At 65.2% G+C, this 24,550-nt stretch carries 27 protein-coding genes; 14 read left to right on the plus strand and 13 right to left on the minus strand.

Going from position 1 to position 24,550, the window contains the following annotated elements; all coding sequences use genetic code 11:
* The first annotated feature begins 53 nt into the window (after positions 1 to 53).
* Positions 54 to 407, plus strand: a complete 354-nt coding sequence (locus tag CKY51_RS08415; protein ID WP_244952525.1) for a hypothetical protein — start codon at positions 54 to 56, stop codon at positions 405 to 407.
* A gap of 149 nt (positions 408 to 556) precedes the next feature.
* On the opposite strand, the gene arsH is transcribed toward CKY51_RS08415, so the two are convergent.
* Positions 557 to 1,288, minus strand: a complete 732-nt coding sequence (arsH, locus tag CKY51_RS08420) for an arsenical resistance protein ArsH (protein ID WP_022972821.1) — start codon at positions 1,286 to 1,288, stop codon at positions 557 to 559.
* A gap of 17 nt (positions 1,289 to 1,305) precedes the next feature.
* Here arsH and CKY51_RS08425 point away from each other — a divergent pair, with 17 nt between their 5' ends.
* On the plus strand, positions 1,306 to 1,635 hold the full coding sequence (locus CKY51_RS08425; RefSeq protein ID WP_022972822.1) for an ArsR/SmtB family transcription factor: 330 nt from the start codon (positions 1,306 to 1,308) through the stop codon (positions 1,633 to 1,635).
* A 165-nt stretch (positions 1,636 to 1,800) separates the two neighbouring features.
* The gene (locus CKY51_RS08430; protein ID WP_152249094.1) at positions 1,801 to 2,370 is read left to right on the plus strand and encodes a TetR/AcrR family transcriptional regulator; all 570 of its coding nucleotides are present in this window, start codon (positions 1,801 to 1,803) and stop codon (positions 2,368 to 2,370) included.
* A 125-nt stretch (positions 2,371 to 2,495) separates the two neighbouring features.
* Here the strand turns inward: CKY51_RS08430 and CKY51_RS08435 are convergent, their stop codons facing one another.
* Complete coding sequence (locus tag CKY51_RS08435; protein ID WP_152249123.1) at positions 2,496 to 3,464, minus strand: IS5 family transposase; 969 nt, start codon at positions 3,462 to 3,464, stop codon at positions 2,496 to 2,498.
* A 149-nt stretch (positions 3,465 to 3,613) separates the two neighbouring features.
* Here CKY51_RS08435 and CKY51_RS08440 point away from each other — a divergent pair, with 149 nt between their 5' ends.
* The 7 genes from CKY51_RS08440 to CKY51_RS08475 all read left to right on the plus strand — a co-directional run bounded on the left by CKY51_RS08440 (position 3,614) and on the right by CKY51_RS08475 (position 7,282).
* Positions 3,614 to 4,024 carry an Imm52 family immunity protein gene (locus CKY51_RS08440; protein WP_152249095.1) on the plus strand — a complete coding sequence of 137 codons (411 nt, stop codon included), beginning with the start codon at positions 3,614 to 3,616 and terminating at the stop codon, positions 4,022 to 4,024.
* A gap of 159 nt (positions 4,025 to 4,183) precedes the next feature.
* Positions 4,184 to 4,372, plus strand: a complete 189-nt coding sequence (locus CKY51_RS08445; RefSeq protein ID WP_244952526.1) for a hypothetical protein — start codon at positions 4,184 to 4,186, stop codon at positions 4,370 to 4,372.
* Between the two features lie 211 nt (positions 4,373 to 4,583).
* A complete protein-coding gene (locus tag CKY51_RS08455) occupies positions 4,584 to 4,961 on the plus strand; it encodes a DUF6869 domain-containing protein (protein ID WP_152249096.1) in 378 nt (125 codons plus the stop codon).
* Positions 4,962 to 5,030: 69 nt separating this feature from the next.
* Positions 5,031 to 5,570, plus strand: coding sequence for a demethoxyubiquinone hydroxylase family protein (locus CKY51_RS22945; protein ID WP_152249097.1), 540 nt, complete (start codon positions 5,031 to 5,033; stop codon positions 5,568 to 5,570).
* Positions 5,571 to 5,891: 321 nt separating this feature from the next.
* Positions 5,892 to 6,290, plus strand: a complete 399-nt coding sequence (locus CKY51_RS08465) for a hypothetical protein (protein ID WP_152249098.1) — start codon at positions 5,892 to 5,894, stop codon at positions 6,288 to 6,290.
* Between the two features lie 82 nt (positions 6,291 to 6,372).
* Entirely contained in the window at positions 6,373 to 6,804 is a 432-nt protein-coding gene (locus CKY51_RS08470; protein WP_152249099.1) for an SRPBCC family protein, read from the plus strand.
* A gap of 124 nt (positions 6,805 to 6,928) precedes the next feature.
* The gene (locus CKY51_RS08475) at positions 6,929 to 7,282 is read left to right on the plus strand and encodes a hypothetical protein (RefSeq protein ID WP_152249100.1); all 354 of its coding nucleotides are present in this window, start codon (positions 6,929 to 6,931) and stop codon (positions 7,280 to 7,282) included.
* 204 nt (positions 7,283 to 7,486) lie between these two features.
* Here CKY51_RS08475 and CKY51_RS08480 read toward each other — a convergent pair whose 3' ends face one another.
* Positions 7,487 to 9,064, minus strand: a complete 1,578-nt coding sequence (locus CKY51_RS08480; RefSeq protein ID WP_152249101.1) for a choice-of-anchor Q domain-containing protein — start codon at positions 9,062 to 9,064, stop codon at positions 7,487 to 7,489.
* A 105-nt stretch (positions 9,065 to 9,169) separates the two neighbouring features.
* Positions 9,170 to 10,747 carry a choice-of-anchor Q domain-containing protein gene (locus CKY51_RS08485; RefSeq protein WP_152249102.1) on the minus strand — a complete coding sequence of 526 codons (1,578 nt, stop codon included), beginning with the start codon at positions 10,745 to 10,747 and terminating at the stop codon, positions 9,170 to 9,172.
* 340 nt (positions 10,748 to 11,087) lie between these two features.
* Here CKY51_RS08485 and CKY51_RS08490 point away from each other — a divergent pair, with 340 nt between their 5' ends.
* A complete protein-coding gene (locus CKY51_RS08490; RefSeq protein WP_022971193.1) occupies positions 11,088 to 11,984 on the plus strand; it encodes a pseudouridine synthase in 897 nt (298 codons plus the stop codon).
* A 43-nt stretch (positions 11,985 to 12,027) separates the two neighbouring features.
* On the opposite strand, the gene CKY51_RS08495 is transcribed toward CKY51_RS08490, so the two are convergent.
* Complete coding sequence (locus CKY51_RS08495; protein WP_202902242.1) at positions 12,028 to 12,459, minus strand: hypothetical protein; 432 nt, start codon at positions 12,457 to 12,459, stop codon at positions 12,028 to 12,030.
* A gap of 461 nt (positions 12,460 to 12,920) precedes the next feature.
* Between CKY51_RS08495 and CKY51_RS08500 the strand changes: the two genes are divergently transcribed.
* Positions 12,921 to 13,322, plus strand: a complete 402-nt coding sequence (locus CKY51_RS08500) for a hypothetical protein (RefSeq protein ID WP_022971195.1) — start codon at positions 12,921 to 12,923, stop codon at positions 13,320 to 13,322.
* A 143-nt stretch (positions 13,323 to 13,465) separates the two neighbouring features.
* On the opposite strand, the gene CKY51_RS08505 is transcribed toward CKY51_RS08500, so the two are convergent.
* From CKY51_RS08505 to CKY51_RS08520, 4 genes are all read right to left on the minus strand, one after another.
* Positions 13,466 to 14,440 carry a pepsin/retropepsin-like aspartic protease family protein gene (locus CKY51_RS08505; protein WP_170292304.1) on the minus strand — a complete coding sequence of 325 codons (975 nt, stop codon included), beginning with the start codon at positions 14,438 to 14,440 and terminating at the stop codon, positions 13,466 to 13,468.
* 168 nt (positions 14,441 to 14,608) lie between these two features.
* Positions 14,609 to 16,216: an alpha/beta hydrolase gene (locus CKY51_RS08510; RefSeq protein WP_022971197.1), complete on the minus strand. Its 1,608-nt coding sequence runs from the start codon at positions 16,214 to 16,216 to the stop codon at positions 14,609 to 14,611.
* 146 nt (positions 16,217 to 16,362) lie between these two features.
* Entirely contained in the window at positions 16,363 to 17,472 is a 1,110-nt protein-coding gene (locus CKY51_RS08515; RefSeq protein WP_152249105.1) for a type II toxin-antitoxin system RelE/ParE family toxin, read from the minus strand.
* Positions 17,459 to 17,665 (minus strand): hypothetical protein, encoded by a 207-nt coding sequence (locus CKY51_RS08520; protein ID WP_022970664.1) that lies wholly within the window; start codon positions 17,663 to 17,665, stop codon positions 17,459 to 17,461. Before CKY51_RS08520 ends, CKY51_RS08515 begins: the two co-directional genes overlap by 14 nt.
* Before the next feature lie 203 nt (positions 17,666 to 17,868).
* On the opposite strand from CKY51_RS08520, the gene CKY51_RS08525 reads away from it, so the two are divergent.
* Positions 17,869 to 18,384, plus strand: coding sequence for a CcdC protein domain-containing protein (locus tag CKY51_RS08525; RefSeq protein ID WP_022970665.1), 516 nt, complete (start codon positions 17,869 to 17,871; stop codon positions 18,382 to 18,384).
* 65 nt (positions 18,385 to 18,449) lie between these two features.
* Here the strand turns inward: CKY51_RS08525 and CKY51_RS08530 are convergent, their stop codons facing one another.
* The 3 genes from CKY51_RS08530 to CKY51_RS08540 all read right to left on the minus strand — a co-directional run bounded on the left by CKY51_RS08530 (position 18,450) and on the right by CKY51_RS08540 (position 21,409).
* Complete coding sequence (locus tag CKY51_RS08530) at positions 18,450 to 19,715, minus strand: phospholipase D-like domain-containing protein (RefSeq protein WP_022970666.1); 1,266 nt, start codon at positions 19,713 to 19,715, stop codon at positions 18,450 to 18,452.
* Between the two features lie 150 nt (positions 19,716 to 19,865).
* Positions 19,866 to 20,423: an RNA 2'-phosphotransferase gene (locus CKY51_RS08535; RefSeq protein ID WP_022970667.1), complete on the minus strand. Its 558-nt coding sequence runs from the start codon at positions 20,421 to 20,423 to the stop codon at positions 19,866 to 19,868.
* 146 nt (positions 20,424 to 20,569) lie between these two features.
* On the minus strand, positions 20,570 to 21,409 hold the full coding sequence (locus CKY51_RS08540) for an SDR family oxidoreductase (RefSeq protein WP_022970668.1): 840 nt from the start codon (positions 21,407 to 21,409) through the stop codon (positions 20,570 to 20,572).
* 100 nt (positions 21,410 to 21,509) lie between these two features.
* On the opposite strand from CKY51_RS08540, the gene CKY51_RS08545 reads away from it, so the two are divergent.
* Positions 21,510 to 22,403, plus strand: a complete 894-nt coding sequence (locus CKY51_RS08545; RefSeq protein WP_022970669.1) for a LysR family transcriptional regulator — start codon at positions 21,510 to 21,512, stop codon at positions 22,401 to 22,403.
* A 22-nt stretch (positions 22,404 to 22,425) separates the two neighbouring features.
* Here the strand turns inward: CKY51_RS08545 and CKY51_RS08550 are convergent, their stop codons facing one another.
* Positions 22,426 to 24,534, minus strand: coding sequence for a methyl-accepting chemotaxis protein (locus tag CKY51_RS08550; protein WP_022970670.1), 2,109 nt, complete (start codon positions 24,532 to 24,534; stop codon positions 22,426 to 22,428).
* Between the last annotated feature and the right edge of the window lie 16 nt (positions 24,535 to 24,550).

Below are 24,550 nucleotides of genomic sequence, written 5' to 3' on the forward strand. Positions count from 1 at the left end.
AATGACAGGATATGGAGGGAGCACGCCAGCGTGAGCGCCGACCGGGTACCCAGATGTCTCGTTTAGATCATATGCAGATCTCTCATCCCTATCTCGTCCATGTTTCTCGCAGCGTCGACGTGTTCAAGGTTGTGTTGAGCGATGCCTTTCCTGCGGCGTTCCGCTCCTTCGCCTTGTGGCCCGCGCTAGACGTTTGGCCTGGTTACAAAGAAGTGGAAGGTAGCATTGGCCTAGTTGACGACGATGGTGAGCGAGTTTGGCTAGGTGGTGCAGGATCCTGCATTGAGGACGCTGTCGAAGACGCGTTGACGAGCTTCGTCAATTGGGTCGTGCATCCGGCGGATGTCACCGAGAAAAACTTCTGTCTGCGACCGGCGCCCCATCAAGATACCGGAGCGATCGACTGAGCGTGAGCGTGGCTGGCGGAAATAACGGTCGATGTCATGACAATGGGCTTTATAAATTGGGACGTAGCATCAGGGGCACAAGCGCGTGTGCATGCACACAGCGCCGCATGGGCAGATGCCACCGGCCGGCAACCGGTTTCAGTCTGCGGCTATTCTGCGACGCCGGCGGCGGCTGACACTCGGCGCGCCGCCTCCGCACCTTTTCGTTCGCTGTATCGATCCACCAGATAATCGCTGCGCCCACGAACCAGCAAGGTGAACTTCATCAGTTCCTCCATCACGTCCACGACGCGGTCGTAGTAGGGCGACGGCTTCATGCGACCGTTCTCGTCGAACTCCTGCCAGGCCTTGGCGACCGATGACTGGTTCGGAATGGTGACCATCCGCATCCACCGCCCCAGAACACGCAGCCCATTGACGACGTTGAAAGACTGCGAACCGCCGCAAACCTGCATCACCGCCAACGTCCTTCCCTGCGTTGGCCGCACGCTACCGTCTTCCAACGGCAGCCAGTCGATCTGGTTCTTGAACACGCCGGTGATGGTGCCGTGTCGCTCGGGCGAGACCCAGACCTGGCCCTCCGACCACTGAGACCACTCGCGTAGTTGCTGCACCTTGGGGTGGCTTTTGTCCACGCTATCCAGCATCGGCAAGTCGTGTGGATCGAAGATCCGTGTCTCCGCGCCGAGGTGCTGCAGAATGCGCTCCGCTTCCAGCGCCAGCTTGCGACTGAAGGACTGTGGTCGCAGCGAGCCATACAAGAGCAGGATGCGGGGCGGCCGCATGTCATCGGTGCCCAGACCGGCGTGCAGCGGACCAGGGAGCAACCCGGTGTCCAGATGGACGGGCAAGTCGAAGGAGGAGTGTTTGACATCGTTCATTCCACGATTCTAGAAACGTGGAAACAACGAATGCAATTGCAGCCCTGGCCGCGTTGGGCCACCCCACGCGGCTGGCAATTTTTCGTCTGCTGGTCGTGGCAGGCCCCGTCGGCCGCATGGCGGGCGACATCGGCCAGGTGCTTTGCGTCCCCGGTGCGACGCGGTCCTTCCACTTGAAGGAACTGGTGCATGCCGGCCTGGTGGAGAGCGAGAGCCAAGGCCGTTACGTCTGCTATCGCGCAAACTTCCGGGCCATGAATGGCTTGGTCGAGTACCTCACCCACAACTGCTGCGCTGGTTCGGCGAATGCCGAGTGCACTCCGACCGATGCGCACGTCGAATGCTGATTGGACGGCTGCGTACAAGAGACGGTACCGGGTTCATTGAAAGGTCAACCTGCCCCGTTTTCCCTCGCAGGACATTGCCGGATAGCGCGTCATGGGGGTGATGGCTCCGAGCCAGTGACACACCCAGCAGTTGACAGGAGAGAACGATCGTTCTACCTTGTCGTCGTGGACAAGACACCCAACGACACCCAACAGAAGATCCTGGCAACGGCTGAGGCCCTGATCTATCAGAACGGCATCCATGCCACCGGCATGGACCTGCTGGTGAAGACCTCGGGCGTGGCGCGGAAAAGCATCTACCGCCACTTCGAAAACAAGGACGACGTAGCCGCGGCTGCATTGAGCGCACGCGACGTCCGCTGGCTTCAGTGGTTCAGGCAGGAATGCGACAAGGCCAATAGCCCTGAGGCACGCATCCTGCGCATGTTCACGGTGCTCAAGGGATGGTTCGAATCGGAGGGTTACCGCGGCTGTGCGTTCATCAACACCGCAGGCGAGGTCGGCGACCCCGACGATCCAATTCGCCGGATCGCCAAGCATCACAAACAGAAGTTGCTCGATTACACGCTGGAACTGACCGGGCAACTAGGTATCACGCAGTCGGACGCCCTGGCGCGTCAGCTGCTGGTGTTGATGGAAGGCGCAATCACCGTATCGCGCGTGATGGGTGACCACGACGCCGCAGACACCGCGAGGGAGATCGCGCAGTTGTTGTTAGAACAGGCCACTCGCTAGGGAAGCTCTGAACAATCCGCTCTGATGCTCTGATTTCCTCCTCCGACCATGGAATCAGCCTCGTCGCAGGTATTTCGGCACCGCTTCCGGCGCATTCGGACGGGTTTTCTGTCCAGCGGGCGTAGTTACCCCGTGCGGCGCAGCAACTGCCGCCGCGCCAACCACAGGTTCGACAACGCGAACAGCGTCAGCGCCTGCGCCGTGTTCTTCGCCAGCCCGCGGTAGCGCACCTTCGTGTAGCCAAACTGCCGCTTGATCACCCGGAACGGATGCTCGACCTTGGCCCGCAGACTGGCCTTGAAGTGCTCCCACCGCTCGGCATGGCGACGTTCTCGCTTGTTCTTGATCGCCTTGATCGTCGATGCTTTGGCTGCGATCCAGAAGCCGGCGCCCACCTCTTTCAGCTCCTCGCGCCTGTCCGCTCCGGTGTAGCCGCTGTCGCCGCAGATCGTGTCTTCCTTGCCGTGCAGCAGCTTGTGCACCTGGGTCACGTCGGCCACGTTCGCGGCCGTGCACTCGACGTGGTGCACTAACCCGGAATCGTCATCCACGCCGATGTGCGCCTTCATCCCGAAGTACCACTGATTGCCCTTCTTGGCCTGGTGCATCTCCGGATCACGCTCGCCATCGCGGTTCTTGGTCGAACTGGGTGCTGCGATGATGGTGGCATCGACGATCGTTCCGCCGCGCAGGCTCATGCCCTTGTCCGCCAGCTTCGCGTTGACCTTGGCCAGCATCTTCGCCGCCAGACCATGCTGTTCCAGCAGCCGGCGGAAGTTGAGGATCGTGGTCTCGTCCGGTACCGCGTCCAAACCGCCCAGCTGCGCAAAGCGGCGCATCACCGGGGTGTCGTATAGAGCCTCTTCCATCGCCGGATCGCTCAGCGCGTACCACTGCTGCAGGAAGTGGATCCGCAGCATTGTCGCCAGCGGATAGGGCTGCCGCCCCGGCCGACCCAGCTTCGGGTAGTGCGGCTCGATCAGCGCCAGCAGCGCCTTCCACGGCACCACCTGCTCCATCTCCTCCAGGAACAGCTCGCGCCGCGTGCGCTTGCGCTGGCCAAGATCCTCCGCATCACCAAACGTCAGCTGCATGATCGACATCCCACTCCGGTCGAGCCATTGTCGCGCAGGTTGGTGGCGTTGTTCAGACCTTCCCTAACGCGGTGGCTAGCATAAAGTGGCAGAAGCCTGGGTGCGCAATAGTGTCATTCAAGCCATGGGCCGGTGAGGTTTCACTTGAGATGTTTGATGCAGATCTTGAGGGGACAATCGGTCCGACAGTAGCCCGTAAGATCTTTTCCCAGTTTCTGAAAGCTATCTTGGACATGCTTTCGCCGTCTTTCGCCGTGACCGATGTTCAAAGCGTGCGGGATGGAGAAGAGGTCATCTATCAGTTGGATAAAAAGCTTTTCCCTCACCGCCAATATTTCGGATGGATGGGCTTTGTGCCGACAGAGCTCAGCCACGCCCAGATCCGCGACGCAGACGAGGTGATCGCCGTACCGGGCAAGGGAACCATCATAGTCACGGTCCCTGGACTGTTCGATCCCACCGATGCCGCGCAGGTCGAGCAGGTGCATCGGGTGGAGATGCAGCTGGCGCACTACAATCTGCTGCCAGTCACCGACCCGGACTTGAGGGATGCCCCCTGATCGGCGCGTGCTTCACAACGCAATACGAACTTCCGCCACGCAAGGCTTCCGTGTCCGCCCTTAATCGTCAAGCCATCCTTGAAGCAATATCCCTTTTTCGGATATTCGCGCAAGGAATCGTGCGACGAAAGTCTACGGCCAACGTCGAGGATGGGTGCCATGACGCCTTTAAAAGCTCGCAGGAAACGCCGCCGTCGCTCAGCGACACAGCGAGTGCACGACCGCGACACCACATCGCTTTACGCGTTCGGCGCCACGCTGGAGCAGATCGATCGGTTCTATACATTGCTACGCACGATCAGCGCGCTGGAAATAACGGGGTCAGGTGCACTTAACAAGTCAACCTGAGCCTACGGTTTCGGTGGCATCACGCGTCGCTGAGTCGCTGGACCAGGCTCCATTCCGCACATTCCGCAAGCTGTGGCACACTTGGTCCAGGCGGCAGTGCTGGGGAGCATGGTTGCACCATCCAACCTTTGCGGCCAGTCACTGCCTAACAACTCATTCAACCGAAGCTGCTTCGCAACTCGGCTTAATTTAGGCGTTAGGCGGGACAAACATGGACTCGCACACGATCAAGGACTGGGCAACCGCGTACATCGCCCTCCAGCAGGACAGCGATCGCTCCCTTGATGGCCACCCCCTTTTCTGGGCAGCGGAACGCTTCATGTTTCCCGGAGACTCTGCAAGCGTCGAGGATTGTTGGGCTGCAATCCTGGAGGTCTTGTCGCGCAATCCGCCGGAATTAGTTGTTGGCGTACTCGCGGCTGGACCGCTTGAGGACCTTATTGATAGATATGGCCCGGAATTTATTGAGCGCATTGAGCTCCAGGCTCGTCGTGATCCGGCATTCCGCCATCTGCTCGGAGGCGTATGGACCAGCAGCACGCCAAGCATTTGGGCTCGCGTTGAGGCTGCTCGGGGTGTCGCGTGGTAGTGTCGCCTAACAATTCATTCAAGCCGACACCGCTTCGTGGCGCGGCTTAGTTCAAGCATTAGGGCTCACATGGGAGTAGTCGTGCAGTCTGTTACAAGCGACCTCGGGGACCGCATCGTCAAGGTCAATCACGCTGGCGAGCACGGTGCCATAAGCATCTACACGGGTCAGATACTCATGGCTCGGCTGACCGCTCCACGCTTGATTTCTGAGCTTCGTGAGTTCCGGTCACACGAGCAACGACACCTCGCCATCTTTGGCGCTGAGTTGGAACGCCGTGGCCGCCGTCGCTGCCGCAGCTACTGGCTCTGTGGCATCGGCGGTTTCGTGCTCGGGGCCACGACCGGCCTTCTTGGGTCTGGCGCTATCGCTGCTACTACTGCTGCCGTTGAGAGCGTCGTGCTCCGGCACTTGGAGAACCAAATTGCCTTACTCCAAGGCCATGACCCTTCGGCCGTGTTGGCAATCTCAGCCATAGTCGCTGAGGAACAACAGCATCATGACCAGTCGCTTGGGCACATCCGGACTGGTGCATTCTGGCCCGGGGTTCTGACGCCTATCGTGTCTGCCTCCACGGAGATGGTTATCTGGTTGGGTATGCGGCTGTGAGCCCTAACAGTTCATCCAAGCCGAAGCTATTTCGTGGCTCGACTTGGTTCAGGCGCTATGCCCGGCAGGAAGTCACATGAGGGAGTCGCAAAAAACTTTCGTCGCTGCGGCCGCCCAGTCGAGGTCTACGCGGCTGACTACGACACATTTGAGGGGATGCACTGGCTGTGCAAACTGGTCTCTTCCGCGATGGGCATTGCCATGGTCAGCTTCTGGCCCTACGTTGTGTTCGCTCATCGCCGCAAGCAGATGGAACGCAGCTAGAATTACGCAAAAGCCGACGCCGCTTCGCGGCGCGGCTTAGCTCCGGTGCTAGTACTCATGTCCAAGTTCTTCGCAACGGTTGTCCTCATCCTCGGTCAAGCGCCCGCTGCGGTCCCGGCGATGGGGGCAGACCGGTTATGCACCCCGGACATTACCTGGACGGATGTGCCGCTAAACATTCGCACACAGATTGCTCAGGCGGTGGGCGGAGAGATCTCTCCCCAAGGTGGACCATTCAACTCTACGGACGTAGTGCGGGATTCGACACCTCGTGCACGCTTCTTTGGCGCTTGCCGGGAGTCAAGTCTGTGGACCATCGCCTTAGAGCGCGGCGGTATTGGGTACCACCTTGAGGTGTTCAAGTTTTCGGGTAGCGCTTTGACTGAAAAATGGACTGCATTTGTGCCAGCTAATGGCTTCACGCCGAGTGCCTTGGCTCAGAAAGATGAGCGATAACAACTCATTCGATCCGACACCACTTTGGGGGTCCGCTCAGTTCATGCATTAGGCCAGCACCAAACATCTTCGGGATATGCAGATGAAAACTTCCGATTCAATCGTAAAGATTCTTGCACCGGCCAGTAAGGTCTGGAAGGCGTTGACCGTGCCTGAGCTAGTCAAGCAATGGCAGTACGGCTCTGACCTACTGACCACATGGGAAGTGGGGACCCCTATTGTTTTTCGGAACGAATGGAACGGGCAAGTCTTTGAGCAGAAAGGCACAGTGCTTGAATTCTTGCCGGAGTCGCGCCTTAAGTACTCACTGTTCTTCCCGCGTCCCGATCTACAAGACATTCCAGAGCACTACTTTTTCATGACCTATGAGCTGACCGAGAGTGACGGAAGCAGCTCTTTGCTAGTGCGTCAGGAAGATCCTCGCCCTTCTCCACCCAATAAGTCGTCTGGCGTAGATGATGGGCCTGACGTATTTTCGTACTTGAAGGAACTTGTTGAAAGCAAAATGCCGTGATCGTAAGCAGCGGAGTGGAATGGCGGACACCCAGATGCCCCCGACGGCATCTGACAATACATTCGAATCGAAATCGCTTCGTGGGTCGGTTTAATTTATGCGCTAGGATGCTCTGGTAGGATCGATGCAGCCGAAGCCAACAGAAAACAAGCCCGGCATCGCACTAGGCCTATCGCTTATCTCCATGCTGGGTGTCCTCCTTGTCAGCAGTCTGCTCGCGGGGCTCAAGCCAGGTCCAATGCGCACGGGTTCCAGCACAGTCCTGTTGGGACTCTACCTGATGGCGTGGGGCGCCATGTTCCTCGCCAGCTACTTCTATAGCCACAAGACATTCTTCTTCAGCGCACTTATCTGGGTCTGCGAACATTGCTCAAGTCCGAGAGGGCGTGGCATGGCTTTCTTCTATGCGGCATTAGCGTTTGGGCTCGGCGGCGTGATCACATTGTCGGGTCTCGGACTCATCAATGTCGCGCCCTAACAATTCGTCCAAGCCGAACCCGCTTCGCGGTGCGGTTTAACCCATGCATTAGGGGATGGTCGAGCAAATCAGTCGGTGGGTCCGGCTTCGACGCCGGCCCTGCCTCGCGATGCGACGACCCTTTGATCGCGCGACCGAGCGAACATCGCCCGCCCGGTCACGCAAAGCGCGTCCTCGCTAGCAGTAAGGACGCGCAGGTGGGGCTTACTTGATTTCCACCGAGCCTACGTCGCAAACCGCGGTATCGCGGGCTACGCCGCGCTGGTCGATCGTGCGGCAGTTGCTGCCGAGGTTGCGGACCGGGCTGTTGGCCGCGGGCAACTGGGTCAGGGTGGGGCCGCCGTTGGCCGCTGGTGCGGCCAGCAGCGGGTCGGTGGCGCGGGCGAGGCCGGCGGTGAGGCAGCTGTAGAACAAGCCACCCGCGGAGGAGTACTCGATCAGATTGTTGCCGGTGCTGCTCTGGTCGCTGCAGAACGTCCGCTCGGTCTTGGAGTAGAAGATGCTGTTGCGGATGTCGAAGCCGCTACCGAACAAGGTGGACCCGGGGGTGTTCTCGGCGAAGGTGACGTTGTTGAAGCGCACCGTGGTCTTGCCCTGGTCGCCATTGGACGGCTGCCAGCCCACATGCTGGATCGCCGCGCCGACACCCTTGGCGTAGTTGCCGTAGAAGGTGCTGTTGCTGACGTTGCAGGACGGGCCATAGCAGTCCATGTACAAGGCACCGGCGTTGCTCTTCTCGGCGCGATTGGACAGGAAGCTGGTTTCTTCGACGTTGATGATGCCCGGCGTAGTGATGGTGGTGCCGGAGTGGGTGGTGTCGCCGAAGCCGAGGCTGATGCGCGCACCGCCGGCCGGGCCGCCATAGGCGATGTTGTTGGCGAAGGTGGAGTAGCGTACGTCGATGGTGTCGGGCGCATACGCCCACAGGGTGGCGCCGCCGCCGCTATTGGCTGCGGTGTTGTTGCGCACGACGGTGCCGCAGACCGACAGCGTGGCGCCACCGGCGGCGGCGTTGAGGTAGCCCGCGAGCGAGGCGCCGTCGGTGTCGATCGCGCCGCTATTGCCGAACTGGTCGGCGTCCGGGAAGCCGGCCGGCGCATTGATGGCCTGGTTGCCGACGAACTCGGAGTTGACGATGGTCAGGCGGCTGAGCTGGGTGTACAGGGCGCCGCCCAGCCACGAGGTGTTCTTGTAGAAGGAGCTCTTGACGATGGTGACGTCGGCATCGCTGCCGGCGAAGATGGCGCCACCGCCAATGCTGCTGCGGTTGGCCAGGAACTGGCTGTTGATCACTTCCAGCTTGCCGCGGTAGCTGACCTTGATGGCGCCACCACCCCAGGTGCCGGGCGCGTACTGGGTGTTGGACGGCGGTTGCACCGAGCTGCCGTTCTGCAGCTTGAGATTGCGCACCGACAGCGCATTGCCGTTCTGCACCTGGAAGATACGCGCGGCCTGGCGGCCATCCAGGGTGATCTTGCCCTGGCCGTCGATCACCGTCGGGGTGCTGGCGCCGATGGTGATGGTCTGGGTGATGGCGATGCTGGCCGGACGTGCGCCGCAGTTGAAGGTGACGTAGCCACCTTGCGCCACCGCGGTGGCGAGCGCGCTGCCGGTACAGCTGGCGGGGGTGCCGTTACCGACGACCACGCCGGCATTGGCATGCACCCAGGCTTGCGGAACCGGGCATTGCGGTACCACGCGCACGGCGGCGACCGCCGTGGTGGCGGTCAGGATGGCCAACAGGCCAGTGGCAGCGGCGGTGAGAGTGCGTTTCGGACTCATGAGGACCCTTGGTTGGGTGGAACGGGGGTGGACGACGGGGGAACGGCAAGACGCGACCGCCGCGGTGGCAAGCCACCGCGGCGGTTGCGGGTGCGTGGTGGCGGGTTACTGGATCTGCACGGCACCGGCATCGCAGACGCTGGTGCTGCGCGGATCGCCGCGTTGGTCGATGGAACGGCAGTTGCTGCCGAGATTGCGGGCCGGGCTGGTGCTGGCCGGCAGCTGGGTGAGGGTGGGGCCGCCGTTGTTGGCCGGTGCCCCCAACAGCGGATCGGCAGTGCGCACCAGGCCGGAGGTCAGGCAGCTATGGAACAGGCCGCCGGCTGCGGAGTACTCGACCAGGTTGTTGCCGCTGTTGCTCTGGTCGCTGCAGAAGGTGCGCTCGGTCTTGGAATACAGAATGCTGTTGCGGATGTCGAAGCCGCTGCCGAACAGCGTGGCCCCCGGCGTGTTCTCGGCGAAGGTGACGTTGTTGAAGCGCACCGTGGTCTTGCCTTGGTCGCCATTGGATGGCGACCAGCCGACGTGCTGGATCGCTGCGCCCACACCCTTGGCGTAATTGCCGTAGAAGGTGCTGTTGCTGACGTTGCAGGAGGGGCCGTAGCAGTCCATGTACAAGGCGCCGGCATTGCCCTTCTCGGCGCGGTTGGACAGGAAGCTGGTTTCCTCGACGTTGATGATGCCCGGGGTGGTGATGGTGGTGCCGGAGTGGGTGGTATCGCCAAAGCCCAGGCTGATGCGCGCGCCGCCAGCGGGGCCGGCGAGGGCGACGTTGTTGGCGAAGGTGGAGTAACGCACGTCGATGGTGTCGGGCGCATACGCCCACAGGGTGGCACCGCCGCCGCTATTGGCCGCGGTGTTGTTGTGCACCGAGGCGCCGCAGACCGACAACGTGGCGCCGCCGGCAGCGGCATTGAGATAACCGGCGAGCGAGGCGCCGTCGGTGTCGATCGCACCGCTATTGCCGAACTGGTCGGCGTTGGGGAAACCGGACGGCGCGTTGGTGGCCTGGTTGTTGAAGAACTCGGAATTGACGATGGTCAGGCGGCTGAGCTGGGTGTAGAGCGCGCCGCCCAACCAGGAGGTATTGCCGGAGAACGCGCTCTTGACGATGGTCACGTCGGCATCGCTGCCGGCGAAGATGGCGCCACCGCCAATGCTGCTGCGATTGGAAACGAACTGGCTGTTGATCACTTCCAGCTTGGCGCGGTAGCTGACCTTGATGGCGCCACCGCCCCAGGTGCCGGGGGCGTACTGGGTGTTGGACGCCGGCTGCACCGAGCTGCCGTTCTGCAAGGTGAGATTGCGGACCGACAGCGCGCTGCCGTCCTTCACCAGCAAGATCCGATTGGCTTGCCCACCGTCCAGGGTGACGCTGCCTTGGCCATCGATCACCGTGGGCGTGCTGGCACCGATGGAGATGGTCTGGTTGACGGCGATGCTGGTCGGCTGCGTGCCGCAGTTGAAGGTAACGTAGCCGCCTTGCGCCACCGCGGTGGCGAGTGCGCTGGCGGTACAGCTGGCGGCGGTGCCATTGCCGACGACCACGCCGGCGTTGGAATGCACCCAGGGCTGCGGCGTGGTGCATTGCGCCACCGACGGGACGGCGGCGGCGGCCGTCGCCGTGGTGACGAGGGCAAGAAGGCCTGCTGTCGCGACGGTGGCGTGAAGTGCTGAACGCATGGTCATGCTCCTGCTCGAGAGAAGGGATCGGGGGACAAGGCACGGCTGGCAGCACGCAACGTCAATGATGTCGATGACAGTTTTGCTGCAAGCCACAGGCCCGTTATCAGGGCGTGGCATGGTGCGCGATCGCAGGCGTCGCCATTCGAACGTAAGTTCCAGAACACCACGCGTCGACGTCGCGTCGTCGCGCGAGCGCGCATCGCTTCGCGCACGTGGAAAGCGTTGGCTGCACTGTCCAAGCGATCGCGCCGTGCCGCAGGTATCGCCCAACTGCATGCAATGCATCGCAGCAGCGCGCGTTACCATCACCACCTCTCGCTCCGCTGCGACCATCGCAATGCCCGCTGCACCTCAGACCTACGCTGGTACGCCGGCCAGCCGCTTCCAGCTGCCTGCCGGTCCGTGGGTCACGGTGTTGGATGCGCTGTGCGCGTGTTTCCCGGCAATTGCGCCCGAGCGATGGCGCGAGCGTTTTGCACGCGGCTTGGTGCGCGATGCCGACGGCCGCGCCCTGGCGTTATCGGCGCCGTATCGCGTGGGGGCCGAGATCCGCTATTTTCGCGAGGTCGCCGACGAGCCGGTCATTCCCTATGTCGAGACCGTGGTGCACGCCGACGCCGATCTGGTCGTGGCGTGCAAACCGCATTTCCTGCCGGTGGCGCCTGCCGGCGCCTACGTGCGCGAGACCTTGCTGACGCGACTGGCGCAGCGGCTGGACAATCCAGCGCTGGTGCCGTTGCACCGCATCGATCGCGAGACTGCGGGCCTGGTGCTGTTCTCGGCCAACCCGGCCACGCGCGGGATCTACCAGGCCTTGTTTCGTGAGCGGCGCATCCGCAAGCACTACCTGGCGGTGGCGCCGCCGTTGCCGCTGTTGACGTTTCCGCATGTGCATCGCAGCCGGCTGGAACCGGGCACGCCGTTCTTCCGCATGCAGGAAGGCGCCGGTGCGCCGAACAGCGAGACGGTGATCGATGTCGTGGCGCGCGGCACGACGACCTGGACGTATCGGCTGGAGCCGGTCACCGGGCGCAAGCATCAGCTACGGGTGCACATGGCCGCGCTGGGCGCGGCCATCCTGCACGATCGCTACTATCCGTTGCTGGAAGCGCAACGTCCGGACGATCCGCAGCGGGCGTTGCAGTTGTACGCGCACACGCTGGTCTTCGACGACCCATGCACCGGCGAGCGCCGTCACTTCACCGCGACACGGGCGCCGCAAACGCCGATCTGAATGACGGCACCGGTGGCGAGCGAGTGCCGTGCGATGCCGCTGCTCAGCGCAGCTTGTACAACACCGCCGCGCCGGGACGTGGCTCGAACGCCGGCACGGTGCGCTGCGTCAGCGCCTTGCCCTTGGCGTCCCAGACCAGCGTTTCGGTGGGGTATTCGTCCTTGCGGGTCATTGCATCGATCTGCTTGACGATCACCGCCGAGCTGGCAGCCACTTCCGGATTCCACTCGAACACGCCCAGGCGCCCGTAGAACACCGCCGGTGCATCGGCGTCCAGGCGACGGTCGGGGCACATCACTAGGCCACGTTCGAGCATCACCCGCAGGGCGCCGACCGGCACGGCACGGACGGTGGGGCCGGTGCGTTCGGTGCTATGGCCGGGGCAGACATTGGCCGAGCGGGTCAGCATGTCGTCGACCACTTCGCGGTCGGATTGGGCCAGTGCGGGCAGGGCGGTGGTGGACAGGGCCAGCAGGGCCAGGGCGGACTTCCAGGGCATGCGACGACTCCTCATGAGATGACACTCCAAACGATGCAGGCCACCGGCCGGCGGCCTGCTGCCAAGGGACGCGGGCGGATGCTAACAAGCGGCGTGTTAAGAGGGTTTCGCGGGCGATTCGATGGTCGGTGGCCCGCCTGAGCTGCGTGCTGCAGTGGCGATCGTCGCCTGACAGTGGCGCTATGCGAGATCCGCGAGCGTCTGCGGGGCGATCGCGCATCGCCAAGCCGACCATCGCAGGGGAGTGGCACACCGGTCTCGCTGACACTGGCGGCGTGCAGCACAGCGCGATCGCCGTTGCCGATCTGCCTGCGTGACGGGCCACGGGCGACGCAGACTCGGTGTGTGGGTGGATTGGGCACGCTGTCGGGAGGTTCCCGATTGAGGCGGACGCGACTGGGGGATAGCGTGGGCGCATTCTCCTGCGGGCCTGCCTGGTGGACCGAGCCGATCTGATCGCAGCCTTGCTCGCCGGCATGCGGCGCGCCGAAGCGTTTCGCGCGCAGGCAGGTGCTTATTGCACGGTCGACAGCGAGCGCCTGCAGCAGGTCCATGGGCGCGAGGACGATGCCGAACGGGTGCTGGCGCTGTTCGCCTTTACGCCCGAGCATCTGAAGCTGCTGGGCTGCGGCGGCATCGAACGGCTGGGCGAGATCGTTTGCCACGCCTGGGCGCTGCATGCTGGCAACGAGCAGGCGCTGGTGCGTTGGTTTGCCACGCCGCACAGCCTGCTCGGCGGCCAGACGCCGGGCGCCATGGTGCGCAATGGGCAGCTGCAGGTGCTGCTGCTGGTGGTCAAGCAGCAACTGGAATGGGAACTGCCCAAGCGCACTGCATAATGCTTGCGCGCACCGCATTGCCTCCCGAGCGATCGCCGCCTTCTGCACTGCCCGACGAAGTCGCTAGAGTTCCGCACTTGCAGCCGCGCATCGCGGTTGCAACGGACATCCTTTGATCGGAGATCATGGCATGCGCTGGCTGATCAGTGCTCGATGATCGGCCCGGGCTTGAGAAAGAGGATGCCAGCGCCGAAGTCAATCACCGCATGGTTGGCACGCATGAAGTCGCAGCCCAGGTAGCCGTTCTTCAACGTGGCATCGCTCGGTCTGGTGGTGCCATCGTACGCATACAGGTCGTAGACGCCTGCCTCGACCGAGTGCAGCGCCTGGCCGTCCAGCACGATCGCAAACGGTCCTTGCGTTCGCCGGGTTTGTCCGGTGGTCCCTGTCGGGCCGCCGTACTCCTGCCCCGCCGTTCCCAGTGCGACCGCTGCGCGCTGGGCAAACGGCGCATCGATGGAAATGTCGGCAACAGTCGAGACGACGAACCGCCCAGAGACACCATTGATCGTCGGCAACACCACATAGCGGGCGTCCTTGTCGTCCCAGGTCATCGGATGGGCGATATAACCGGCCTTCTGCAAGCGGACATGTGCTGCCTGGACCTCCGCCTCGTTCTCCGGGAGCACCAAGCGGTTGCGATTGAAGTCGATCAGCGCTTTGCTCTGGCGGAGCCAGGGCAGGCCGATCATGCCGTCATTCGGCGACGTCTGCGGGATCTCGAAAATCGCAATCTTCAAATCATGATCAGTCCGGCCACCAACCTGGAACGTTTTGGCAACCGCGCTTGCGCGCCCGAGCGGACTCACCTTGCCGGGCTGGCTGATGCCGTATTGCCCCTCCGGCGTCATCGCGGTGATGCCGGCCTTGCGGGCATTGGCATGTGTCGTCATCACTGAAAACCCGGCATTGCCATGGACCATCAGCAATAGCGGGGTGCCGTTGAGTTTGACGCGGACATAGGGCCGTGTTCCGCCGATCTGCCGATAGACCAGGGGCACCTCCTGCGTCGCGGCCATGCCATCGGTCATGGCGGACAGTGCGATGGCTCCTCCAACAAGGCTAAACAGGCATGCCATGCGGAAACGATGGCCAGACGTGCTGCGAAGTGGGGACATACGGACTCCAGGACTCCAGGCAATCTGTTGGGGGCAACGTGGTCGGCTCGTCGTTGCAGGCATGATGCCCTGTTGCCTAAGCGAGCGCGACCATTTCTGCGACGCATCGGCGATCCGGCATATGCCGTGCCCACTGGATCGTCCTAGCGTCGCAGCGCTGAGCCGGTCTCAGCGCTTGGGTCGCGCCACCGCGTACATCTCCCAGGCGATCTTCTTCATCAAGGCGTTGCTGTCCTCGCCCTCGGCGAACAGATCGAAGTGGGTGCGACCTTCGAGATAGCGGAAGTCGCTCCTGGCATGCAGGCCATCGAGGACCGCTTGCAAGCGGTGCGCAGCGCCATCCAGATAGAACGTATCGGCGGTGCCGACAATCAGGTGGATCTTGCCATCCAGGTCGGGCTTGAGCGTGGGCCATTGCGCGGCCACGCGTGCGGCGATGTCGTAGTGCTCGCGCCAGTAGGCCATTACCGCCGGATCGATCTTGCCGCTGTCGCGGTCGAACATCGGCAGCGGGCGGCCGTCTTTTCCGCGCGGGGAGAACACCCACTCGAACGAGGTCAGCTGGCCGCCGTAGGGACCGAGCACGCGTTCGAGCTTGGCGAAGCTCTCCAGGTCGGCGACCACCTGGCCCTTGTCGCGGATCAACGGAAAGCGGCTGCCGTCGGCGCGTCGATAGAGATTGGCATTGGAGGCATACAGATCCACGCCGCTGAAATCATGGAAGTCGCTGGAGTCCGGCGAGGTGGACCAGGTGCCGCCGAACAGCCTGGGATAGCGCGTCTGCAACCACAGCGTTGCCCAGCCGCCGGAGGAATGCCCGGTCAGGAAGCGGCCCTTGGCGTTGCCATCCATCTTGTAGCGGCGCTCCAACGCCGGTATCAGTTCGCTGGTCAGCGCGGTGCCCCATGGCCCGTTGTTGACCGAATCGGCGAACTCGTGGGTGCCGGTCGGCGTGGCCTGGTCCAGGAAGACCCAGATCATCGGCGGCATCTGCTTGGCCGCCATCGCGTTCCAGGTGGCGGCGATGTTGCCGGCGAAGCGGTTGTAATTGCCGCCGAAGCCATGGGTGACATAGACGGTGGGATAGCGCGTGGCGGCCTTGGCGTCGTAGCCGGGCGGGGTCAGCACGCGCGCGCGCAGCGTGATCGGCCGGCCCCAGAAGGCGCTCAGCACCGGGCTGGGCATCGAGGCATCGCTGGTGTGCGCCTTGGCCTCGGGCACGGCATCGCGCAGCGCCTGCGGCGCCCGCGGCGACACCTGCCACGGGTCGTCCACCACCGGCACCTGCGTGCTCAGCGTCAGCACCGGCAGCGGTGCCTGCTTGCCCAGGGTGACCGGCACCACCGCGCTCAGCAGGTCGCCGCCATCGCGGCCGCTGTAGCCATAGCTGCCGTCCGGGTCCAGCACCGCCTGCAGCAGGTAGTCGCCGGGCGGAAGCGCGGAGAACCCGGACGGAAAGGCGAGGTTGTCCAGATCGATCTGCACGCTGCCACCCGGTGCCAGCGCGCTGACGTCCTGCGCGGCCACCGCCACGGCCGTCGGCCGGAACGGATTGATGTCCACCTGCTCGACCTTGCCGTCCTTGCCTGTCGCTTGTGCATCCTTGGCCAGGGTGGCGAACACCAGCAAGCGGCCGGCGCTGACCTGGTCGCTCGCCCCACCCAGGGTGACGCGCAGCAGGCGATGGGTCTGCGCCGGGTCGGCGGCGTGGGCGGCGAGTGCGCACACCAGGCCGGCGGCCAGGCCCAGGCGAGCGGCAAGACGATGCGGGGACATGCGGAATCCTTGGACGCGAGATGGAGTTCCGTGACTGTAGCCAGTTCCGTGCGTCCGCGCGCTGGAACCACACGCCTGCCGGCTCCCGCCCGCTCATCGCACCGGCAGATCCGCACCGGCACCGGCCTGCCGATCCAGGCGCTCGCTCAGCGATACGGCCCTGGCCCCCGCCAGACCGGCTCGCCCTGGCGATAGACCTCCATCATGTTGATCACCTCGCGCGCATCGCCGATGGACTTCAGCTCCGGCGAATCCGGCGGCAGCAGGCGGCACTTGCCGGAACCGCGTTTGAGCGCGACTTCCAGCGGGCAGATCATGCGTTGCTGGGTGCCCGGCAGAATGATGGCGATCTCGGTCATGCCCTGGTCGCGCCAGGCGCGCAGCTGGGTTTCGCTGCGCACGTCGTAATAGACCTGGAAGCCGCCGATATCCATGCTGGGCTGGGAGGTGTAGCGGTCGTTGCGGCGGCCCTGGCTGATGGCCGGGGTGTTGGCATCGACATCGCCGTCGGCATCGGCGGTGTCCTGGTCGAGCATGCCGGGCGGGCGGCCGGTCCAGGTCTCGGGGCGACGCTGCGCCGCCGCGGACGGCGGGGTCTGCGGCACGCTGGGGCGCGGCGTCTGGCGGGTGGGCCGCGGTGGCGTCACCCGGCCGGAGCGGGTGCTGCCGTCCGGTGGCAACGGGTTGCGCGCCTGCTGCACCACCGTGGCCTGCACTGGCGAGGTCGCCGACGGCGGCTGCGTCGGGGTGGGTTGGGTGGCCGGCGGCACCGGCGTGGGCGTCGGGCTGGGCGGCTCGGTGCTGGCGCTGTCGCCGACAAAATCCACCTTGACCCGGCCACCGGCGGCCGAGCCCTGCGGTGTGGTCATTTTCGGAGTCGAGGCCGACAGCAGCACCAGCAGCATCAACACATGCACCAGCGCGCTGACCATGGCGGCGATCCAGCGCTCCATGCGCTCGATGCCGGAGTCGCGCCGCGGCAACCAGTCGTCGGTCTTCAGCCAGACATGCAGGATCTGCAGCGCGTCGCCGCGGACGCGATACACCAGCACGTACGGGGTCTCGGCCACCACCCACTCGCGGGTCCCCGGCACCCGGCCGGCGCGTCCGCGCTGCGGTTGCTCTCCCAACGTCCGGGTCGCTTCCAGCACCCGTCGCGCCATCGCCGCGGCGGCCGGGCGATTGAGCGCGTGGTAGTGGTCCTGGGCATGCTCGAGCTGGCCGGCGGCCGCCTCGGTCCACTCACGTCGCAACATCAACGCCCCATTTGGCGAACATCGCCGTGACCCGGTCGGGGCTGGCCAACGCACCGCGGTCGGCGTCGTCGATGCCCTCGCCGATGGCGGCCAACAGCCGCGCCTCGCTCACCGCACGCAGTACGTCGTCCCAGCCGGCGGCGTCGGGCAGCGCGGCGATCAGCGTATGCGCGTGTTGCTTGATGGCGGACATGGTGCGGGGTGGGGAAGCGCGAAACCGCAAGTCTACCGCCGCGGCCCGGCCAGCGCGGCGGCAGGCGTGGCCGGTGCCTGCGGCATTCATGGGCGCGTCGGGAAGCCCGCGGCGCGGACGGACGCAACAGGTGACATTCGGCACCTTGTCGCGCTGTCTGGGCAGTCGCATGCTGGCGCGGTCCTCCCTGCAGACCTTCGACCATGCCTGCCCATGCCGTCGCTCCGTTCACCCCGTATCTGTCGCTCGCGGCGATCGCCTTCGTGTTCTATCGGCGCCTGCGCCGCAGCTTTGGTCGGCAACCCTGGCAGCCGGTCGCTGCGGGGGTCCGTGCCGGCGCATTGCTGCTGGCGCTGACTGCGTTGGGACTGGCCGCGGCGGCGCTGCCGCAGGTGCGCTGGGGCGAGGCGGTCGGGGCGTTGGTCGGCATCGGCCTGGGGGTGCTGTCGCTGCGCACCACCGATGCGGTATGGGCGGAGGGACGCGGCTGGTACACGCCCAACCCCTGGATCGGTGGAGCGCTGCTGCTGGTGCTGCTGGGACGGCTGGCCTGGCGCTGGGCCAGCGGCGCCTTCGCTGCCGGTGCGGCCGCGGCAGGCAGCCAGGCCAGTCCTTTGACTTTGGGCCTGGCGACCGCACTGGTGCTGTATTCGCTGGTCTACGTGGGTGGGCTGTGGTGGCGCCTGCGGCAGCTGCGCCGGCAACCGGCGTTGGGCTGAGTGGCGAGCGCGACACGGGGCGTGGCGCGCGCCGGCGCCGATGACACGGACGCGTGGGGTGACGCTCAGACCTGGGAGCGGAACGGCAGCACGCAGGTCTCGGCCAGCTTTTCGCGCCACGGACGTGCGCGCCAGCGCTCCAGCGAATAGCGCTCGGCCTGCTGCAGGTCGCGTTCGAACAGCGCGGTCAGACGCGCGGCCAGCGCACGGTCGTAGACGTTGAGGCTGGCTTCGTCGTTGAGCCGGAACGAACGGATGTCGAAGTTGGTCGAGCCGACCGACACCAACAGGCCATCGACGATCAGCAGCTTGGTGTGCAGCATGGTCGGCTGGTATTCGTGGATGGCGATGCCGGCCTGCAGCAGCGGCCCCCAGCTGGCCTTGGAGGCCAACCGCACCGACAGCGCATCGATATGCGGGCCCGGCAACAGCACGCGGATCTGCACGCCGCGTGCGCGCGCCTCCAGCAGCGCGCGGGTGATCAAGGCATCGGGCACGAAATAGGCGGCCGCCAGGTCGATGGTGTTGCAGGCCGCGGCAATGGCGATCAGGTACATCAGGTGCATGCTTTCGCTGCCACCGGCTGGCGAGGCCACGAACAACTGCGCATCGCTGTCGCCGGCCGCGACCAGGTCGGGGTAGTAGTCGGCGCCGTTGAGCACACGGCCGGTGCTCTTGATCCAGTTGTCGTTGAAGGCGGTTTGCACCTGCGCCACCACCGGACCTTCGATGCGGTAGTGGGTGTCGCGCCAATGCGCCGGATCCTGCGCGTGGCCCATCCACTGATCGGCCACGCCAACGCCGCCGGTGAAGCCGATGCGGCCGTCGATGACCAGCAGCTTGCGGTGGGTGCGGTTGTTGACCCGGTGCAGGGTGTACCAGGCCAGCGGGCGGTAGCGGTGCACCTCCACGCCGGCGGTGCTCATGGTGTCGACCAGCGACGGGTCCATCTTCAAGCTGCCGCCCCAATCGATGGTCACCCGCACCGCCACGCCGGCGCGGGCGCGTTCGGACAGCGCTTCGCTGAACTCGCGCCCGATCGCGCCGGACCAATAGATGTAGGTTTCGAACGTGATGGTGCGCTCGGCGCCGCGGATGGCCGCCAGCATCGCCGGAAAGATCTCCTCGCCGTTGTTGAGCACCTCGATGCGGTTGCCCGGCAGGATGGTCGGTCCCAGCAGCACCGACATCTCGCGCTTGAACTGCGGGTCGGCGATGCCGTAGCGATGCGTGGGAATGTGTTGGAGCTTCTTCTCGGGCGTGGCGAAGTTCAGTGCCAGCAAACCCACTACCACCGTGACGAGCACCGTGGCCACGATGATCCACCCCATTTACCCGCTCCCAGTGTTCGGCCGTCGTGGCGTCAAGCGGCCGCGATTCTGGCAAGCAGGCGGCGTGGGGTCTGTGAAGGCAGGCGCGTGCGCGGCGTTATCTGGCCACGCGCTGCGGTTGCGTGGCGGCGGGCAGCTGCGGGCGTGCTGCTAGCCGTCTGCGCTGGTCTGGGTCAGGAACGTTGCCGGCACTGCGGCCACCAGCCAGACGCCATTGTCGGCCTGGAAGAACGGCAGCCCCTGTGCATGCATCCGGCCGGCCTGTACCTGCAGCAGCACTGGCGTGCCATAGCGCGCGCCCACGCTGAGCGCCGTCTGCGGGTCGGCAGACAGATGCACGTGATGGCGTTGGCCGGGGCGCAGGCCTTCGCGCAGGATCGCCGGCAGAAAGCGCGTGGCCGTGCCGTGGTAGAGCAGCTCCGGCGGTGTCACGGCCACATGCTGGAGCGCAACGGTGGGCGTGGAATGGCCTTGCACGGCGCGAATCCGCAGGCCATCGGCCGACAGCGCGAAGCGTTGCTTGTCGCTGCTGGTCACCACCGCGCGAATCAGGCCCGCATCCAGCGGCTTGCCGGCCGCCTGCGCGCCGGCGCACAAGGCGACGACATCCGCCCAGCCATCGCGATCCAGCTGCAGACCGATCGACTCCGGCGCGTGCCGCAGCACATAGCTGAGAAACTTGCTGGTGTCGGTGTGCTGTCGATCCATGGCGGCGGTGCGCGACAGGCGCGGTGCGGAGGTGCGGCGAGTCTACGGCAGGCGCGGCTTGCATGGCGATCGCATCCGCTGCGCTGGCGCACACCGCGCAGCTCACGGTTGCGCCGTGCACGCTAGCGCTGGTGCTGGCCACGCCATCACGCCACTGCGGCCGGCGCGTCGGTCGACACGGCGATGGCGTGCTGCGCCTGCAGCTCGGCCAGGCGCGCGCTGAGCGCGTCGTGGATGGCGTGGTAGGCGGTGGTACCCATCACCAGCCGCCGCGGCGGCGGCGACTGTTCGGTGCAGGCGATCATCGCCGCCACCATGCGCTGCGGATCGCCCATGATTTCCCAGCTGCCATCGTCCAGTCCACGGCACAGCGCATCCACCGGCGTGCCCACGTAGTCGGCCGGCAGTTCGGTCCGCAGCAGGGCTGCACCGAAGTTGGTGCGCGCCGGCCCTGGTTCGGCCAGGGTGAAGTGGATCCCGAAATCGGCCACTTCCTGTGCCACCGACTCGATGAAGCCTTCGATGCCCCATTTGCTGGCGTGATAGACGCTGAAGCCGGGATAGGCGATCTGCCCACCTTCGGAAGACACCTGCAAGACATGGCCGCCGCCTTGCGCGCGCAACCGCGGCAGCACCGCCTGGATCACGCTGATCGAACCGAGCAGGTTGGCCTCGATCACCGTGCGCACCTGCGTGGCGCTGATGGTTTCGGCGGCGCCGAGCAGGCCCACGCCGGCATTGCTGACCACCACGTCGATCCGTCCCAGCGCCTGGAAGGCCTGCGCCACCACGCTGCGGACCTGGGTGTCGTCGCGCACGTCCAGCGACAGTACCGTCAGTGCCTGGCCGTACTGCGCTTGCAATGCCGCCAGTGCGTCGCCGCTGCGGACCGTGGCGGCCACGCGATCGCCGCGTGCCAGCAGGGCGGCCGCCAAGCCGTGACCGAATCCGGAGGACGCGCCGGTAATCAACCAGTTCCTGGACATCTGCGGTACCTCTGTCGTGAAAGGAAACTTCACTCTAAGAGCCGATGATTGCTGGATCTATGCCATGAAATTCGCATGGGTTAGTGCAGATTTCCCATCAATGACCAAGCCCAGCTTTCATGATCTGGCCGCGTTTCTGGCGGTCGCCAGCCACCGCAGCTTTCGCCGCGCCGCGGTCGAGCTCGATCTGGCGCCCTCCTCGCTGAGCCACCTGATCGGTGCGCTCGAGCGCCGGTTGCAGGTACGCCTGCTGCATCGGACCACGCGCAGCGTGTCGCTGACCGAGGCCGGGCAGCGGCTGGCGGACGCGTTGCGCCCGGCGCTGCAGCAAGTGGATCAGGCGCTGGATGCGCTGGAGCGCTTTCGCGCCGAGGTCGTCGGCACGGTGCGCATCAATGCACCGGAAGTCGCCGTGCGGCTACTGCTGCGGCAGGTGGTGCCACAGCTGCTGGCGCGGCATCCGGCGCTGGCGGTGGACCTGGTCAGCGAAGGCCGGCTGGTGGATATCGTCGCGGCCGGTTGCGATGCCGGCATCCGCCTGAGCGAGTCGGTGCCGCAGGACATGGTGGCGGTGCCGTTCGGCGGGCAGACCCGCTTCATCGCCATCGCCGCGCCGGCCTATCTGCAACGCGCCGGTTGCCCGGACACGCCGCAGGAGCTGCAACGGCACGCCTGCATTCGTCATCGCATGCCCAGCGGCAGGCTCGCCAGCTGGGAGTTCGAGCGGCATGGGCAGGAAGTGGCGATCGACGTGCCGGGACGGCTGACCCTGGACCAGATCGCGTTGATGTGCGAAGCCGCCGAGGCCGGGCTGGGCATTGCCTATGTTCCCGAGCACGCCGCACTGCCGGCGTTGGCGCGCGGCGGCGTGGTGCGGGTGCTCGAGCCCTGGTGCCCGGCCATTCCCGGGCTGGTGCTGTACTACCCGGGCCATCGCCAGGTCCCGCCCGGGCTGCGCGCCTTCATCGACACCCTCAAGGAGCTGCTGCCCTAGCGTGGCTTGGTCGTTGCCGGCGCTAGACCTGCACCGGCACCTTGAACACCTCCACCGCCTGGATCAGCTGGCTGGACTGCGCTTCCAGCGCCCGCGCCGCGCTGCTGGCCTGCTCGACCAGCGCCACGTTCTGCTGGGTGGTCTGGTCCATCTGCGCGATGGTGCGGTTGACGTGCTCGATGCCGGCCGCCTGTTCCTGCGAGGCGGCCGAGATATGGCCGATGAGGTCGGTCACCTGTTGCACGCTGGCGACCACCTCGCCCATGGTGGTGCCTGCCTGGTGCACCAGTACCGCGCCGTCGCTGACGCGCTGCACCGAGTCGTCGATCAGGCTCTTGATCTCGCGCGCTGCGCCGGCGGCGCGATGGGCCAGTGTGCGCACTTCGTTGGCGACCACCGCAAAGCCCTTACCTTGCTCGCCGGCGCGCGCTGCTTCCACTGCCGCGTTGAGCGCCAGGATGTTGGTCTGGAAGGCGATGCCATCGATGACCGTGATGATGTCGGCGATGCGCTTGGACGCGGCCTCGATACCGTGCATGGTGGTGACCACCTGGCCGACCACGTCGCGGCCCTGGCCGGCCACCGTGGTGGCGCCGACGGCGAGCTGATTGGCCTGCTGCGCATGCGCGGCGTTCTGCCGCACGGTGGCGGTCAGCTCTTCCATCGAGGCGGTGGTCTCCTCCAGGCCGGCAGCCTGTTGCGCGCTGCGCTGGGCCAGGGTGTGGTTGCCGCCGGCGATGTCCTCGGCCGCGAAGCCGATCTGGTTGGAGGTGGCCTGGATATGCGCAACGATGTCGGTCAGGCGATCGACGGTGCGATTGGCATCGTCGCGCATGGTGGCGAACACGCCGTGGAAATTTCCCTGCATGCGCACGGTCAGGTCGCCGCTGGCGATCGCCCGCAGCAGCGCCGAGAACGCGGCCAGGTTGTCGTCGGCGGTGGCCATCATGGTGTTGAGGTTTTCCACCATCAGGCGGAATTCGTGCGCAAACCGCTCCGGCTGGCCGCGGCGGGCGAAATCGCCGGCGCAGGCGGCTTCGGTCAGATCCTGGATCTGTAAGTTGATCGCCCGCAGGCTTTGCTTGACCTGCTGCATGGCGGTGGTGATGGCGGCCTTCTCGCCGGGATAGGCGGCGATGTCGGTCGCCAGGTCGCCGACCGCGTAACGGCCCATCACCTCGGCCATGCGCAGTTGGGTCTGCACGTGCGCATCCACCAGCGCGTTGGTGTCTTCGACCATGCGTCGATAATCGCCGGGGAAGTGACTGGCCTCCATCCGGTAGCCGATCGCACCGGCATCGTGGCGCGCCGCCATCTCGTGCTGGGCGGCGATCACTGCCTGCAGGCGTTGCTGCATCTGCTGCATCGCCCGCAACAGCTGACCGGACTCATCGTTGCCGGCGACGACCGCTGGGCTACCCAGGTCGCCAGCGCCGATGCGCTCGGCCAGCTGCAGCGACTGCCGTAGCGGACGCACCACGCTACGGCTGAGCAGCACTGCGATACCCGCGCCCAGCAACAGCGCCAGCACCGTGCAGCCGACCATGAGCAGCGCAAAGCTGCTGGCGATCGCCAGCGCGTCCTGCGCAGCGACACGGTTCTTGGCTTCCTCCAGGTCGATGAAGGCATTGATGCTGGCCAGCCAGGCGATGAAAGCCGGGCGCGCCTGTTGCAGCAACACCTGTTCGGCCTGCGCGCGCTCACCGGACTGCCGCAGCGCACGGACCTGGACGATCAACGGCAACGTGCGCTGCTCGATCGCCTGGATCTGCTGCAACAACTCCGCCTCGCGTGGGTCGCTGGCGGTGGCGAGCATGCGCTGCAGCGGTTGCGCCGAGCGCGCATAGTCGGCGGCCAGCTTGTCGATCAGCTGTGCCGTCGCCTGCCGGCTGGCCGGGTCGTCCATCAGCACCACGTCGCGCACCGCGATTGCCCGGTCGTGCACGCTGCCGCGGAAATTGATCGCATAGCGCTGTTTGACGCTGTTGATCTGGTTGATGGTGATCAGCTGGCGGTCGATGCTGCGGACGCGCTGGATGCCCACCACGGTGAGCAGAACCATCAGCACGATGATCGTGAGAAAGCCGAGCGCCAGGCGCTGGCCGATACGCAGATTCGAGAGGGCGTGCATGGGGAGTGGGGGCAGT

The organism is Xanthomonas maliensis (genome assembly GCF_009192945.1).
Taxonomy (GTDB): Bacteria; Pseudomonadota; Gammaproteobacteria; order Xanthomonadales; family Xanthomonadaceae; genus Xanthomonas; species Xanthomonas maliensis.